The 13,756-nt window shown below is 62.4% G+C and carries 13 protein-coding genes; all 13 read left to right on the forward strand.

Features of this window, described 5'->3' with window-relative positions:
• The first annotated feature begins 148 nt into the window (after positions 1-148).
• The 13 genes from PspTeo4_RS22405 (at position 149) to PspTeo4_RS22465 (ending at position 13,685) form a co-directional block, all read left to right on the forward strand.
• Entirely contained in the window at positions 149-1,237 is a 1,089-nt protein-coding gene (locus tag PspTeo4_RS22405) for an efflux RND transporter periplasmic adaptor subunit (protein ID WP_322366039.1), read from the forward strand.
• Positions 1,234-2,301: an efflux RND transporter periplasmic adaptor subunit gene (locus PspTeo4_RS22410; protein ID WP_322366040.1), complete on the forward strand. Its 1,068-nt coding sequence runs from the start codon at positions 1,234-1,236 to the stop codon at positions 2,299-2,301. The genes PspTeo4_RS22405 and PspTeo4_RS22410 overlap by 4 nt, the downstream gene beginning before the upstream one ends.
• A complete protein-coding gene (locus PspTeo4_RS22415; protein ID WP_322366041.1) occupies positions 2,298-5,360 on the forward strand; it encodes an efflux RND transporter permease subunit in 3,063 nt (1,020 codons plus the stop codon). The genes PspTeo4_RS22410 and PspTeo4_RS22415 overlap by 4 nt, the downstream gene beginning before the upstream one ends.
• A gap of 226 nt (positions 5,361-5,586) precedes the next feature.
• On the forward strand, positions 5,587-5,769 hold the full coding sequence (gene oscA, locus PspTeo4_RS22420) for a sulfur starvation response protein OscA (RefSeq protein ID WP_016489716.1): 183 nt from the start codon (positions 5,587-5,589) through the stop codon (positions 5,767-5,769).
• A gap of 48 nt (positions 5,770-5,817) precedes the next feature.
• Positions 5,818-6,825: a sulfate ABC transporter substrate-binding protein gene (locus PspTeo4_RS22425; RefSeq protein ID WP_322366042.1), complete on the forward strand. Its 1,008-nt coding sequence runs from the start codon at positions 5,818-5,820 to the stop codon at positions 6,823-6,825.
• Between the two features lie 180 nt (positions 6,826-7,005).
• A complete protein-coding gene (cysT, locus tag PspTeo4_RS22430; protein ID WP_023382937.1) occupies positions 7,006-7,824 on the forward strand; it encodes a sulfate ABC transporter permease subunit CysT in 819 nt (272 codons plus the stop codon).
• A 10-nt stretch (positions 7,825-7,834) separates the two neighbouring features.
• Entirely contained in the window at positions 7,835-8,707 is an 873-nt protein-coding gene (gene cysW, locus PspTeo4_RS22435) for a sulfate ABC transporter permease subunit CysW (RefSeq protein ID WP_322366043.1), read from the forward strand.
• 3 nt (positions 8,708-8,710) lie between these two features.
• The gene (locus PspTeo4_RS22440) at positions 8,711-9,700 is read left to right on the forward strand and encodes a sulfate ABC transporter ATP-binding protein (RefSeq protein ID WP_322366044.1); all 990 of its coding nucleotides are present in this window, start codon (positions 8,711-8,713) and stop codon (positions 9,698-9,700) included.
• Positions 9,701-10,080: 380 nt separating this feature from the next.
• Positions 10,081-10,875, forward strand: coding sequence for an energy transducer TonB (locus tag PspTeo4_RS22445; RefSeq protein ID WP_322366045.1), 795 nt, complete (start codon positions 10,081-10,083; stop codon positions 10,873-10,875).
• 28 nt (positions 10,876-10,903) lie between these two features.
• Positions 10,904-11,623: a MotA/TolQ/ExbB proton channel family protein gene (locus PspTeo4_RS22450; RefSeq protein WP_322366046.1), complete on the forward strand. Its 720-nt coding sequence runs from the start codon at positions 10,904-10,906 to the stop codon at positions 11,621-11,623.
• Position 11,624: 1 nt separating this feature from the next.
• Positions 11,625-12,026, forward strand: a complete 402-nt coding sequence (locus PspTeo4_RS22455) for an ExbD/TolR family protein (protein ID WP_274908191.1) — start codon at positions 11,625-11,627, stop codon at positions 12,024-12,026.
• A gap of 181 nt (positions 12,027-12,207) precedes the next feature.
• Complete coding sequence (locus PspTeo4_RS22460; protein ID WP_322366047.1) at positions 12,208-12,789, forward strand: alpha/beta hydrolase; 582 nt, start codon at positions 12,208-12,210, stop codon at positions 12,787-12,789.
• A 65-nt stretch (positions 12,790-12,854) separates the two neighbouring features.
• Positions 12,855-13,685: a sigma 54-interacting transcriptional regulator gene (locus PspTeo4_RS22465; RefSeq protein ID WP_322366048.1), complete on the forward strand. Its 831-nt coding sequence runs from the start codon at positions 12,855-12,857 to the stop codon at positions 13,683-13,685.
• Positions 13,686-13,756 lie beyond the last annotated feature (71 nt).

Below are 13,756 nucleotides of genomic sequence, written 5' to 3' on the forward strand. Positions count from 1 at the left end.
CGCTGTCCTGGAGGTTGCCATGCCATCGCGTAGAGGTTCGAGTAGCCACCATCAGCGCTAAGCTGACTCTGCCAGTGTTTTTTCTGCGCCCTGATCTACGCTAACAGTCGCATCCCACGAATCATTCGCGCGCAAGCTAGGAGCCTGCATGACGGTGACGCGTCCACTGTTGGTCGTCTGCCTGGGGCTGCTGTACCTGCTCACTGGCTGTAGCAAGGAGGAAACCCCCGAGGTCATGCCCCGGGTCGGTGTTCTCCAGGTCCAACCCACCGATTTCGCTGCCAGGGTCACCCTGACTGGCGACGTGCAGGCGCGGGTGCAGACTGATCTTTCGTTCCGCGTGGGCGGCAAGATCATCTCGCGCAGCGTCGATGTGGGCGACCACGTCAAGGCCAACCAGGTGCTGGCTCGGCTGGACCCGAAAGACCTGCAGAACAACGTCGATTCCGCCAAGGCCGAAGTGTTCGCCGCTCAGGCGCGGGTGACGCAGACCAGCGCGGCTTTCATCCGGCAGCAGAAACTTTTGCCCAAGGGCTACACCAGCCAGAGCGAATACGACTCCGCCGAAGCCTCCTTGCGCAGCAACCAGAGCGCGCTCAAGGCCGCCCAGGCACAGCTGGCCAATGCCAATGAACAACTGAGCTACACCGCGTTGGTGTCGGAGGCCGATGGCGTCATCACCGAGCGCCAGGCCGAAGTCGGGCAGGTGGTGCAGGCAACCATGCCGATCTTCAGCCTGGCCCAGGATGGCGACCGCGATGCGGTGTTCAATGTCTACGAGTCGCTGTTGGTGGCACCACCCAGCGATGCAGGTGTCATCGTCAGCCTGCTGGATAACCCCAAGATCCAGGCCAGAGGCTTTGTCCGTGAAATCACCCCGACCGTTTCTGCGCAAAGCGGCACGGTGCAGGTGAAGGTTGGCCTGCGCGATGTGCCGGCCGGCATGCAATTAGGCGCGCCGGTGACCGCCACCACCAATGCCCAGGGCCGGCCGAGCATCGAGCTGCCTTGGGCGGCGTTGACCAAGGGCCTGCATGAGCCGGCGGTCTGGGTGGTGGGTGAGGGCGACAAGGTGGAACTGCGCAAGGTCGAAGTCACCCGCTACCTCACCGGCAAGATCGTGGTCGCCAGCGGCCTCAAGAGCGGCGAGACCGTGGTGGTCAATGGCGGGCAACTGCTGCACCCAGGCATGCAGGTGGAGAAGATCGACGCCAAGGCGCAGGGGGGTGAGCTATGAAGCGCTTGCTGCTAGTGCCTTTGGCCAGCCTGCTGCTTACCGGTTGCGGCGGTGAGGAGGAAGTGCCCGAACCGATTCGGCCGGTGCTGTCGGTCAAGGTCGAGCCGCTGGAGCAGTCCCAGCTCGGGCGTTTTGCTGGCAGCATCCAGGCACGCTTCGAAAGCACCTTGGGCTTTCGTGTTTCCGGTCGCATTGCCCGGCGCTGGCTGGACGTTGGCGCCCAGGTAAAGCCAGGCGATACCCTGGCCACGCTCGACCCGACCGACCAGCAGAACCAGCTGCGTGCCGCCGAGGGTGACCTGGCCAAGGTTCAAGCCCAATGGATCAACGCCCAGGCGGACGCACGCCGTCAGCAGCAGCTGTACGATCGCGGCGTCGGCGCCAAGGCGCAACTGGACATCGCCCAGACCAACCTGAAGACCACTGGAGCTGCCCTTGAGCAAGCGCGTTCGGCAGTCAGCCAGGCCCGTGACCAGCTCGACTACAGCACCTTGCGCACCGACCACGCGGCAGTGATCACCGCCTGGCAGGCCGAAGCCGGGCAGACCATCACCGCAGGCCAAGCCGTGGTGACCCTGGCCCGACCAGACGTCAAGGAAGCGGTCATCGACTTGCCGATCAGCTTGGCCGACCAGCTCAGCAAGGGCCTGACCTTCACCGTTGCCTCTCAGCTAGACCCCACCATCAACACCACCGCCACCCTGCGCGAACTGGAGCCTCAGGCAGACGCCACCACCCGTACCCGACGCGCACGCCTCACCTTGGCCAGCACACCGGCCGCCTTCCATCTGGGCACTGCAATCAGCGTAACCCTGACGTCGGCGGTCACCCCCCGCAGCGAACTGCCCCGAAGCGCGTTGCTCGAGCGCGATGGCAAGCCCCAGGTCTGGGTGATCGACCCGCAGCAAAAGACCGTGTCTGTTCGGGACGTCAAGCTGATCGAGCGTACCGACAACACCATCGTCCTGGCCGCAGGCGTGCAGCCTGGCGAGCGGGTCGTCACGGCGGGCGTGAACAGTCTCAAGCCTGGCCAGAAGGTCGCCTTCGATGAGGACGCGCAATGAAAGGAAGCTTCAACCTGTCCGAATGGGCGCTCAGGCACCAATCCTTCGTGTGGTACCTGATGTTCGTCGGGCTGCTGATGGGGATCTTTTCGTACTTCAACCTCGGGCGTGAGGAAGACCCGTCCTTCACCATCAAGACCATGGTGATCCAGACCCGCTGGCCAGGTGCGACCCAGGACGAAACGCTGTACCAGGTCACCGACCGCATCGAGAAGAAGCTCGAAGAGCTCGACTCCCTCGATTACACCAAGAGTTATACCCGCCCCGGTGAATCCACGGTCTATGTCTACTTGCGCGACACCACCAAGGCCAAGGACATCCCGGACATCTGGTACCAGGTGCGCAAGAAGATCCAGGACATTCGCGGTCAGTTCCCGCAAGGCATCCAGGGCCCTGGTTTCAACGATGAGTTCGGCGATGTGTTCGGCTCGATCTACGCCTTTACCGCCGACGGCCTGACCCTGCGCCAACTGCGCGACTATGTGGAACAGGCCAGGGCCGAGGTCCGCGATGTACCCAACATCGGCAAGATCGAGTTGGTCGGCACCCAGGACGAAGTGCTGTACCTGAACTTCTCGACCCGCAAGCTGGCGGCGTTGGGTATCGACCAGCGCCAGGTCATGCAGGCCTTGCAATCGCAGAACGCCGTGACGCCGGCCGGGGTGATCGAGGCCGGTCCCGAGCGTATTTCGTTGCGCACCACCGGGCAGTTCGCCTCCGAGAAAGATCTGGAAACCGTCAACCTGCGCATCAACGACCGCTTCTTCCGTCTGGCGGATATCGCCGATATCGAACGTGGGTATGTCGACCCACCTTCACCCATGTTCCGCTACAACGGCCAGACCGCCATCGGCCTCGCCATCGGCATGAAAGCGGGCGGCAATATTGAGGTGTTCGGCGCGGCGCTGAAAAAGCGGATGGATCAGGTCGTCACCGACTTGCCGGTTGGGGTGGGTGTGCACACGGTGTCCGACCAGGCGGTCGTGGTGAGGCAGGCGGTAGGTGGCTTTACCAGCGCACTGTTCGAGGCCGTGGTGATCGTGCTGGGGGTGAGCTTCGTCAGCCTGGGCGTTCGCGCTGGCCTGGTGGTGGCTTGCTCGATCCCGTTGGTGCTGGCCATGGTCTTCGTGTTCATGGAGTACAGCGGCATCACCATGCAGCGGATTTCGCTGGGGGCGCTGATCATCGCCCTGGGCCTGCTGGTGGACGATGCGATGATCACCGTGGAGGTCATGGTGACACGGCTGGAGATGGGCGAGAGCAAGGAACAGGCGGCGACGTTCGCCTATACCTCGACCGCCTTCCCGATGCTGACCGGTACCTTGGTGACCGTGGCCGGTTTCGTGCCTATCGGGCTCAACGCCAGTTCGGCGGGTGAATACACTTACACCCTGTTTGCCGTGATTGCCGTGGCGTTGATCGTGTCGTGGGTGGTGGCGGTGTTCTTCGCGCCTGTGCTGGGGGTACATATTCTCAGCAGCAAGGTCAAAGCCCATGAGGCCGAGCCAGGACGGTTGGGCAAGGCCTTTGAAAATGGCCTGCTGTGGTGCATGCGCAACCGCTGGCTGACCATCATCGGCACCGTGCTGTTGTTCGTGCTGGCCATCTTCTGCGAGCGTTTCGTCCAGAACCAGTTCTTCCCCTCATCGGACCGCCCGGAAATCCTGGTCGATCTGAACCTGCCGCAGAATGCCTCGATCGAAGAAACCCGCAAGGTGGTCGACCGGCTGGAGGCCAGGATCAAGGACGACCCGGACCTCGTGCACTGGAGCACCTACATTGGCCAGGGCGCCATCCGCTTCTACCTGCCCCTCGACCAGCAATTGCAGAACCCGTATTACGCCCAGCTGGTGATCGTCAGCAAAGGGTTCGAAGAACGCCAGGGCATGATGGAGCGTCTGCAGAAACTGCTGCGCGAAGAGTTCGTCGGCATCGGCACCAACGTCCAGTCGCTGGAAATGGGCCCGCCGGTGGGACGGCCGATCCAGTACCGGGTCAGCGGCCCGGACATCGACCAGGTGCGCAGGCATGCCATCGACCTGGCGACGCTGCTCGACAGCAACGAGCACATTGGCGAAATGATCTACGACTGGAACGAGCCCGGTAAGGTGATGCGCATCGAGATCGCCCAGGACAAGGCCCGCCAGCTTGGGCTGTCGTCCGAGGACGTGGCAAATGTGATGAACAGCATCGTCAGCGGCGTGCAGATCACCCAGGTCAACGACAATATCTACCTGGTGAACGTGGTGGCACGCGCCGAAGACAGCGAGCGTGGTTCACCCGACACCCTGCAGAACCTGCAGATCGTCAGCCCCAACGGCACCTCGATTCCGCTGCTGGCCTTCGCCACCGTACGCTACGAGCTGGAGCAACCGCTGGTGTGGCGCCGCGACCGCAAGCCGACCATCACCATCAAGTCGTCGGTTACCGGTGACATCCAGCCGACCGACCTGGTGACCCAGCTCAAGCCAAGCATCGACGAGTTCATCAGCAAGCTGCCGGCCGGTTATGAAGTGGCCACTGGCGGTACGGTGGAGGAGAGTGCCAAGGCGCAAGGGCCGATTCGAAAAGTCATTCCGCTGATGCTGTTCCTGATGGCGACCTTCCTGATGATCCAGCTGCACAGCGTGCAGAAGCTGTTCCTGGTGGTGAGCGTGGCGCCGCTGGGGCTCATTGGCGTCATCATTGCCCTGGTGCCCACGGGCACACCCATGGGCTTCGTGGCGATCCTGGGGATTCTCGCCCTGGCCGGTATCATCATTCGCAACTCGGTGATTCTGGTGACCCAGATCGACGAGTTCGAAGCGCAGGGCTTCTCGCCCTGGGATGCCGTGGTGGAGGCCACCAACCATCGTCGCCGGCCGATTCTGCTGACTGCCGCTGCCGCGAGCCTGGGCATGATCCCCATTGCCCGAGAGGTGTTCTGGGGCCCCATGGCTTACGCCATGATCGGCGGCATCATCGTTGCCACGCTGCTGACGCTGCTGTTCCTGCCCGCGTTGTATGTGGCCTGGTACAAGATCCGCGAGCCGGAAAACACTTCCAAAACCCAACACTGAACCCTGTGGGAGCGGGTTTACCCGCGAATGCGATGGTGTAGCCGCTGTCGCTTTCGCGGGTAAACCCGCTCCCACAGGTTGAGTGTTCGCCGTTTGAAAAATGGTTATATAAACATTCTTAAACAGTATTTTTAAGAATATCCGCGCCTCACTACTATTGCCCTCAAGCCAGGCGCAAATCCCCCTTCAAACCTCTGCCCGGCACCTCACTCACAGGAGAACGAGCATGAGTGCATCTCTGCGTAGCATCGACGGTCAGGACGAAGCCACCATTCTGCGTGAGATCCAGAGCGCCTTGCGCGATCTGCGTTTCGGTGCGGTGGAGATTACCGTGCACAACGCTCAGGTCGTGCAGATCGAGCGCAAGGAGAAGTTCCGCCTGCAGCAGCCCGGCAACAAGTCCGGCTGATCGCGCCTCACATCCAAAACTAGAAAAATGCCAATCGGGAGCTTCACCATGTCCATCCGCCGTTATGCGCTCGCCGCCCTGGCCAGTGCTGTTTTTGCCGGTTCCGCCATCGCCAAGGACTACGAACTGCTGAACGTGTCCTACGACCCGACCCGTGAGCTGTACCAGCAGTACAACGCCGAATTCATCAAGCACTGGCAGCAAGCTCACCCGGACGACAAGGTGAAGATCCAGCAATCTCACGGTGGCTCGGGCAAACAGGGCCGCGCCGTGATCGACGGCCTGCGCGCCGACGTGGTGACCCTGGCCCTGGCCGGCGACATCGACGAAATCGCCAAGCTCGGCAAGACCCTGCCCGAGGACTGGCAGAAGCGCCTGCCAGACGCCAGCACCCCGTACACCTCGACCATCGTGTTCCTGGTGCGCAAGGGCAACCCGAAAGGCATCAAGGACTGGGGCGACCTGATCAAGAAGGATGTCTCGGTCATCACCCCCAACCCGAAAACCTCCGGCGGTGCCCGCTGGAACTTCCTGGCCGCCTGGGCCTATGGCCTGAAAACCGGTGGTAGCGAAGACAAGGCCAAGGCGTACGTGCAGGAGCTGTTCAAGCACGTTCCGGTACTGGACACCGGCGCCCGTGGCTCGACCATCACCTTCGTCAACAACGGGCAAGGCGATGTGTTGCTGGCCTGGGAAAACGAAGCCTTCCTGGCGCTGAAGGAAGACGGTGGCAGCGACAAGTTTGAAATCGTCGTGCCGTCGCTGTCGATCCTTGCCGAGCCGCCAGTGGCCGTGGTCGACAAGAACGCCCAGAAAAAGGGTAACGAGCAGATCGCCGAGGAGTACCTCAAGCACCTGTACAGCCCGGCTGGCCAGAAGATCGCCGCGGAAAACTTCTACCGCCCTCGTGACGCGAAGGTCGCCGCCGAATTCGGTAAGCAATTCCCGAAACTGGACCTGGTGACCATCGACAAGGACTTTGGTGGCTGGAAGACTGCACAGCCCAAGTTCTTCAATGACGGCGGTGTGTTCGACCAGATCTATCAGGCACAGTGAAGCAACTGGGGCCGCATTGCGGCCCATCGCCGGCAAGCCGGCTCCCACAAAAAAGCAGGCATGCGCTGTACTTGTGGGAGCCAGCTTGCCGGCGATGGGCTGACCAGCAGCCCCGGGATTCAGAAGCTTGCACCGGCCCGGGATTGATCCCGGGCTTCGTGCGTTCAACCAGGGACCTTTATGTCACGTCGTATTTCCCCCGTCATACCCGGCTTCGGGCTGACACTGGGCTACACCTTGGTGTACCTCAGCCTGATCGTGCTGATACCGCTGGCCGCCATGTTCGTGCATGCCGCGCAGCTCACCTGGGAGCAGTTTTGGAACATCGTCAGTGCGCCGCGGGTGCTTGCCGCGCTCAAACTGAGTTTCGGCACCGCTCTGTTCGCCGCCATCATCAACGGCGTGATCGGTACCCTGCTGGCCTGGGTGCTGGTGCGCTACACCTTCCCGGGACGCAAGATCATCGATGCGATGATCGACCTGCCGTTCGCCCTGCCCACCGCTGTGGCGGGTATCGCCCTGACGGCTCTGTATGCGCCAGCAGGCTGGGTGGGGCAGTTCGCCACCGACCTGGGCTTCAAGATCGCCTATACCCCGCTGGGTATCACCTTGGCGCTGACCTTCGTCACCCTGCCGTTCGTGGTGCGTACTGTGCAGCCGGTACTGGCGGACATCCCGCGTGAGGTCGAAGAAGCCGCCGCTTGCCTGGGCGCCAAGCCCTTGCAGGTGTTTCGCCACATCCTGGCGCCAGCGTTGCTACCCGCCTGGCTGACCGGTTTTGCCCTGGCCTTTGCCCGTGGCGTGGGCGAGTACGGCTCGGTGATCTTCATCGCCGGCAACATGCCGATGAAGACCGAGATTCTGCCGCTGCTGATCATGGTCAAGCTCGACCAGTACGACTACACCGGCGCCACGGCCATCGGCGTGCTGATGCTGGTGGTTTCCTTCATCCTGCTGCTGCTGATCAACCTGCTGCAGCGCCGCATCGAAACCCCTTGAAGGAGGCCGCATGTCCAGTTCATCCCTGAGTGCAAGCGCCGCCGCCAACGCCGCCCGGCGTGGCAGCGCTACTTCGCGGCGAGTCCTGATCGGCCTTGGCTGGCTGGTGTTCGCGCTGTTCCTGCTATTGCCGTTGGTGATCGTGGTGTCGCAGGCACTGAAGAACGGTTTCGGTACCTTCTTCGAAGCGATCTTCGAGCCTGATGCCTTGTCGGCCTTGAAGCTCACATTGCTCGCCGTGTTCATATCTGTGCCGCTGAACCTGGTGTTCGGTGTCAGCGCGGCCTGGTGCGTAAGCAAGTACACCTTCCGCGGCAAGAGCATTCTGGTCACCCTGATCGACCTGCCGTTTTCGGTCTCGCCAGTCATCGCCGGTTTGGTCTACGTGCTGATGTTCGGCGCGCAAGGCTTGTTCGGGCCGTGGCTGCAGGACCACGATATCCAGATCGTGTTCGCCCTGCCGGGCATCGTCCTGGCGACCATCTTCGTCACCGTGCCTTTCGTGGCCCGTGAACTGATCCCGCTGATGCAGGAGCAGGGCACCCAGGAAGAGGAAGCCGCACGCCTGCTGGGCGCCAATGGCTGGCAGATGTTCTGGCACGTGACCTTGCCGAACATCAAATGGGGCCTGATCTATGGCGTGGTGCTGTGCACCGCCCGGGCCATGGGCGAGTTCGGCGCGGTGTCGGTGGTCTCTGGCCATATTCGCGGCGTCACCAACACCTTGCCGCTGCATGTGGAGATCCTCTACAACGAGTACAACCACGTCGCGGCCTTCAGCGTGGCCAGCCTGCTGCTGATCCTGGCGCTCTTCATCCTGCTGCTCAAGCAGTGGAGCGAGAACCGTATTAACCGCCTGCGCCAAAGCGCAGCGGAGGAATAATTCATGTCGATCGAAGTTCGTAACGTCAGCAAGCGCTTCAACAGCTTCCAGGCCCTGGACAACATCAACCTGGATATCCACAGCGGCGAGCTGGTGGCTTTGCTTGGCCCGTCCGGCTGTGGCAAGACCACGCTGCTGCGCATCATCGCCGGCCTGGAAACGCCCGATCAGGGCAGCATCGTGTTCCATGGCGAGGATGTTTCCGGCCACGATGTGCGCGACCGTAACGTGGGTTTCGTGTTCCAGCACTACGCGCTGTTCCGCCACATGAGCGTGTTCGACAACGTCGCCTTCGGCCTGCGCATGAAGCCCAAGGGCGAGCGTCCGAGCGAAAGCAAGATTGCCGAAAAGGTGCATGAGCTGCTGAACATGGTTCAGCTCGACTGGTTGGCCGACCGTTACCCCGAGCAACTGTCCGGTGGCCAGCGCCAGCGTATCGCCCTGGCGCGCGCCTTGGCGGTGGAGCCCAAGGTGCTGTTGCTCGACGAGCCGTTCGGCGCGCTTGATGCCAAAGTCCGTAAAGAGCTGCGCCGCTGGTTGGCGCGTCTGCACGAGGACATCAATCTGACCTCGGTATTCGTGACCCACGACCAGGAAGAGGCCATGGAAGTGGCGGACCGCATCGTGGTGATGAACAAGGGTGTGATCGAGCAGATCGGGTCGCCGGGTGAGGTGTACGAGAAGCCGGCCAACGATTTCGTCTATCACTTCCTGGGCGACTCCAACCGCCTGAGCCTGAGCGAAGGTCACCACGTGCTGTTCCGGCCGCATGAGGTGTCGCTGTCGCGGCATGAAACGGAAGGGCACCATGCGGCTGAGGTGCGGGATATTCGCCCGCTGGGTGCTACCACCCGGGTGACCTTGAAAGTGGAAGGGCAAAGCGAGCTGATCGAGGCCGAGGTGGTGAAGGATCACGACAGCCTGACCGGGCTGGCGCGGGGGGAGACGTTGTTCTTCCGGCCGAAGGTTTGGCAGAAGGTGGCGGATATCTGATTCACTTCAGGTAATAGAGAACCCGGGCTTGGTCCCGGGTTTTTTGTGCCTGATCTGGCCTCTTCGCGGGCAAGCCCGCTCCCACAAGTACCCCACAGTATTCAAGGCTTGCGGTGAACCTGTGGGAGCTGGCTTGCCGGCGATCGAGGGCGCAGCCCTCGCGGCAATCTCATGCCTTGCACGAATATTTTGTATGCCCACACTGCATCGCTGATACGCCGCCCAGCCACAGCCCGCGATATCCGTGGCTTTGGCGCACCCAGTCAAAACTGATATTCCGTTAGGCTATAAACATAATTTTAAACATTACTTTAAGAGATAAGCCTCTGGCCCCGATGATTCAGCCACACACCTGAATCGAGACCCCAGGAGTTTGATCAATGGGTAATGTCCAGTCGGCCGTCAGGGCCTACGACCAGCCATGGCGCCCGGCACCGGGTGACCTGGTCGAGCTTGGACGCACGCTTCGCCTGCCGCTTGGCCAGCTGCGCCTGCAACGCACGCCCGTCAGCGGCCTCAAGCGCCGCGACAAACTGGCGCTCGGCCTGCTGGTGCTGGCCTTGCATGGCGCTGCCGCCTACTGGATCAGCCAGGCGCCAACCCCAGAGCTGCCGGTGGTGCCGCCGCAGATCCCGCCAATGACCATCGAATTCGCCGCGCCAGCGCCACCGGTGGTGGAACCACCGCCTCCTGCGCCTGCGCCGCCGGTGGTCGAGCCACCTCCACCCGTGGTCGACGAGTTGGCGGCAAAACCCAAGCCCAAGCCTAAACCGGTGCCCAAGCCGGTCGCCAAGCAACCGCCCAAGCCGCAACCCAAGCCGGCCGAGGCGCCACCGCCTGCGCCGGTGGCAGCCCCTGCACCGCCCGCGCCAGCACCACCTGCACCGGCCCCGGTGACGCCGCCGTCAGCCAACGCCGCGTACTTGAAGAACCCGGCGCCGGAGTACCCGCAGATGGCCCTGCGACGGGGCTGGGAAGGCACCGTGCTGCTGCGTGTCGAGGTGTTGGCCAGCGGCAAGCCAGGCCAGATCCAGATTCAGAAAAGCAGCGGCCGCGATGCCCTGGACGCCGCCGCGCTGGCGGCGGTCAAGCGCTGGAGCTTCGTGCCCGCCAAGCAAGGCGACGTTGCCCAGGCTGGCTGGGTCAGCGTGCCGATCGATTTCAAGCTTCGTTAATTTCGACAGAACATAGGAAGACTTCATCATGAGCCTGTTGGCATCCCCCCTCGAATCGGTTGAAAGTGCAGTCATCTGGCTGCTGGTCGGCTTCTCGGTCGTCACCTGGGGCCTGGCCCTGGTCAAGGTCGTGCAGTTCGTGCGTTTGAAGAACCAGGACAAGCGCTTCCACCAGCAGTTCTGGGCGGCATCGAGCCTGGACTCGGCCGCTGAAGTCAGCCACGACCTGCCAGGGCCAGCCGCCCGGGTTGCCCAGTCCGGCTATGCCGCGATTGCCGTCGGTGACGCCCAGGCCAATGACCTGAGCCACGCCATCAACCATCAGGACCGTCTCGAGCGCGCCCTGCGCCAGCAGATCGTGCGTGAGCGCCGGTCGCTGGAAACCGGCCTGGCAGTGGTTGCCAGTATCGGCAGCACCTCGCCCTTCATCGGCCTGTTCGGCACCGTGTGGGGCATCATGGAAGCGCTCAAGGGCATCAGCGCGGCGGGTTCGGCCAGTCTGGAAACTGTGGCTGGGCCAATCGGTGCGGCGCTGGTAGCCACCGGTGTGGGTATCGCGGTCGCTGTACCCGCGGTGCTGGTCTACAACTACTTCCTTCGTCGCCTGAAGCTTACGGCTGCAGACCTGGATGACTTTGCCCACGACTTCTACAGCCTGGCGCAGAAGAGTGCCTTCCGTGTGCTGGTGCACCCTGCGGTGCACAAGGCCCAGGCCGGCTTCACCCAGCCCGTGAAGGAGGCATCCTGACATGGCTTTTTCGACCCAGGACAGCGACGAAGTCCTCAGTGAAATCAACGTCACGCCGTTGGTGGACGTCATGCTGGTGCTGCTGGTGGTGTTCATCGTCACCGCGCCGCTGCTGACCAATGCCATTCCCATCAACCTGCCCAAGACCGAGGCTGTGGCCCCAGTGGAGCAGAAGGACCCACTGGTGGTGAGCATCGACGGCGCCGGCAAGTTGTTCATCAACAAGGACGAGATCCAGCCGGACCTGCTGGAAACCAACCTCAAGGCCGCCAAGGACAAGGACGCCGACGTTCGCGTGCAGTTGCAAGCCGACGATGGCGTGAACTATGGCGAAGTGGCGCGGGCCATGGCGGCAATCGAACGTGCCGGAATCAGCAAGCTGGCGGTGATCACCGCGCGCTGACTGGCAACACCCTCTTCAGGCAAGTGCTTATGGGCCATATCTCTTGGCAGGGGATGGCCCTTTTTTTATGCCTGCAGCCAAATTTATTTTGGTTATTAATAAATAGCTTCTTATTCCTTTACGAATATAACTCCCTCCCTATACTGGTCTCCAAGCACGCAAACTTACTGGAGGCGTCCCCATGCGCAATGAGTCGATTCGTTACCTGATTGTGCCGGGCTGGCAAGGATCGCCAGACAACCATTGGCAGAGTCACTGGCAGCGCACGTTGCCCAACAGTGCTCGGGTCGAGCAGCACGACTGGCTGACCCCGCAGCGCCGCGATTGGGTGCAGGCGCTGGAGCAAGCCATTGCCGCTGAAAGCTCGCCGGTGATTCTTATCGCCCATAGCCTGGGTTGCATCACGGTGGCCCATTGGGCTGCCCAGGCCAGCCCGGCCTTGCTGCGTCGCGTACGTGGCGCGTTGCTGGTGGCGCCGGCGGATGTCGAGCGCCCCACCTGCGCACCCGCCCTGCGCAATTTCGCACCGATCCCATTGCAGACGCTGCCGTTCCCCAGCCAAGTGGTCAGCTCAGACAACGACCACGCGGTAAGCGTGCCGCGTGCGATGTACCTGGCTCGCGCCTGGGGCGCCGAAGCGGGGCTGCTGGCCAATGCCGGACACATCAATGTGAAGTCCGGGCACGAGCGCTGGGAGCAGGGCTTCGCCTACCTGTATCGCTTGCAAAACCGGGTCGAGCAACGCGCACTGCGCCGCGCCTGAGCAACCCTACCGTTTACCGCTAAACCTGACGCCCGGCCATCGCAGGTCTGGGGCGGGAGTTCGTCATGACTTTTCAAAACCCGTTTGGCCAGCCGTTGCTGACCTTCCCCGAACTGGACAAGAGCCCACTGAGCATCCGGGCCAAGGCTCTGGTGTTCATCGACCCACGTTCCCAGGCACTGCGTCAGGCGCTTGAGCAGCTGGCGCCACAACCGCTGCCGGTGCTGATACGTGGTGAAACTGGCACCGGCAAGGAACTGCTTGCCCGGCAGATCCACCGTGCCAGTGACCGCAGTGGCTTGTTCGTTTCGGTCAACTGCGCGGCCATCAGCCCGACCTACGCCGACGCCGAGCTGTTTGGCTACAGCGCTGGTGCCCATGGTGGTACTGCCAGTAGCCGCGCCGGCTGGTTCGGCTCGGCCAATGGCGGCACCCTGTACCTGGATGAGATTGCCGACTTGCCGCTGGCGATCCAGGGCAAGTTGCTTGCAGCCCTGGAAACCCGTGAGGTCACAAGGGTTGGCGCACAGCAGCCACAGGCGGTGGACGTGCGCCTGGTGGCTGCCTCCAGCGTCGACCTGGCGCGCGTGGTGAAGGCCGGCCGTTTCAACGAGCGGTTGTACCTGTACTTGCGTGAAGGAGCGCTGGACCTGCCGCCGCTACGTGAGCGACTGGGCGACATCCTGCCATTGGCCGAGTACTTCATCGGCATCTACAGCGTGCGGCTGGAGCGTTCCGTGCCGCTGATCAGCGAAGCGGCGCAGCATGCCCTGGAAGCCCACACCTGGCCTGGAAACACCCGCGAGCTGGAGAACGTCATCCACTTTGCCCTGCTGGTCAGCGATGGCGAAGAGATCTTGCCGGAGCACCTCGACCTGCCAAATATCGCGCGCTAGACAGGCACCGGCATGGTTCATAAGCAAAGTGGGTGATGGCAGTTTGGTTTTGGAATAAGCAGCTAATTAAA

It is taken from the genome of Pseudomonas sp. Teo4 (assembly GCF_034387475.1).
Classification (GTDB): domain Bacteria; phylum Pseudomonadota; class Gammaproteobacteria; order Pseudomonadales; family Pseudomonadaceae; genus Aquipseudomonas.

Excerpts from the sequence above, each read along its gene's own strand:
- PspTeo4_RS22455 (WP_274908191.1), top strand. The coding sequence starts at position 11,625 with ATGGCTTTTTCGACCCAGGACAGCGACGAAGTCCTCAGTGAAATCAAC.
- cysT (WP_023382937.1), top strand. The coding sequence starts at position 7,006 with ATGTCACGTCGTATTTCCCCCGTCATACCCGGCTTCGGGCTGACACTG.
- PspTeo4_RS22425 (WP_322366042.1), top strand. The coding sequence starts at position 5,818 with ATGTCCATCCGCCGTTATGCGCTCGCCGCCCTGGCCAGTGCTGTTTTT.
- PspTeo4_RS22465 (WP_322366048.1), top strand. The coding sequence starts at position 12,855 with ATGACTTTTCAAAACCCGTTTGGCCAGCCGTTGCTGACCTTCCCCGAA.
- PspTeo4_RS22410 (WP_322366040.1), top strand. The coding sequence starts at position 1,234 with ATGAAGCGCTTGCTGCTAGTGCCTTTGGCCAGCCTGCTGCTTACCGGT.
- PspTeo4_RS22450 (WP_322366046.1), top strand. The coding sequence starts at position 10,904 with ATGAGCCTGTTGGCATCCCCCCTCGAATCGGTTGAAAGTGCAGTCATC.
- cysW (WP_322366043.1), top strand. The coding sequence starts at position 7,835 with ATGTCCAGTTCATCCCTGAGTGCAAGCGCCGCCGCCAACGCCGCCCGG.
- PspTeo4_RS22440 (WP_322366044.1), top strand. The coding sequence starts at position 8,711 with ATGTCGATCGAAGTTCGTAACGTCAGCAAGCGCTTCAACAGCTTCCAG.
- PspTeo4_RS22415 (WP_322366041.1), top strand. The coding sequence starts at position 2,298 with ATGAAAGGAAGCTTCAACCTGTCCGAATGGGCGCTCAGGCACCAATCC.
- oscA (WP_016489716.1), top strand. The coding sequence starts at position 5,587 with ATGAGTGCATCTCTGCGTAGCATCGACGGTCAGGACGAAGCCACCATT.
- PspTeo4_RS22445 (WP_322366045.1), top strand. The coding sequence starts at position 10,081 with ATGGGTAATGTCCAGTCGGCCGTCAGGGCCTACGACCAGCCATGGCGC.
- PspTeo4_RS22460 (WP_322366047.1), top strand. The coding sequence starts at position 12,208 with ATGCGCAATGAGTCGATTCGTTACCTGATTGTGCCGGGCTGGCAAGGA.
- PspTeo4_RS22405 (WP_322366039.1), top strand. The coding sequence starts at position 149 with ATGACGGTGACGCGTCCACTGTTGGTCGTCTGCCTGGGGCTGCTGTAC.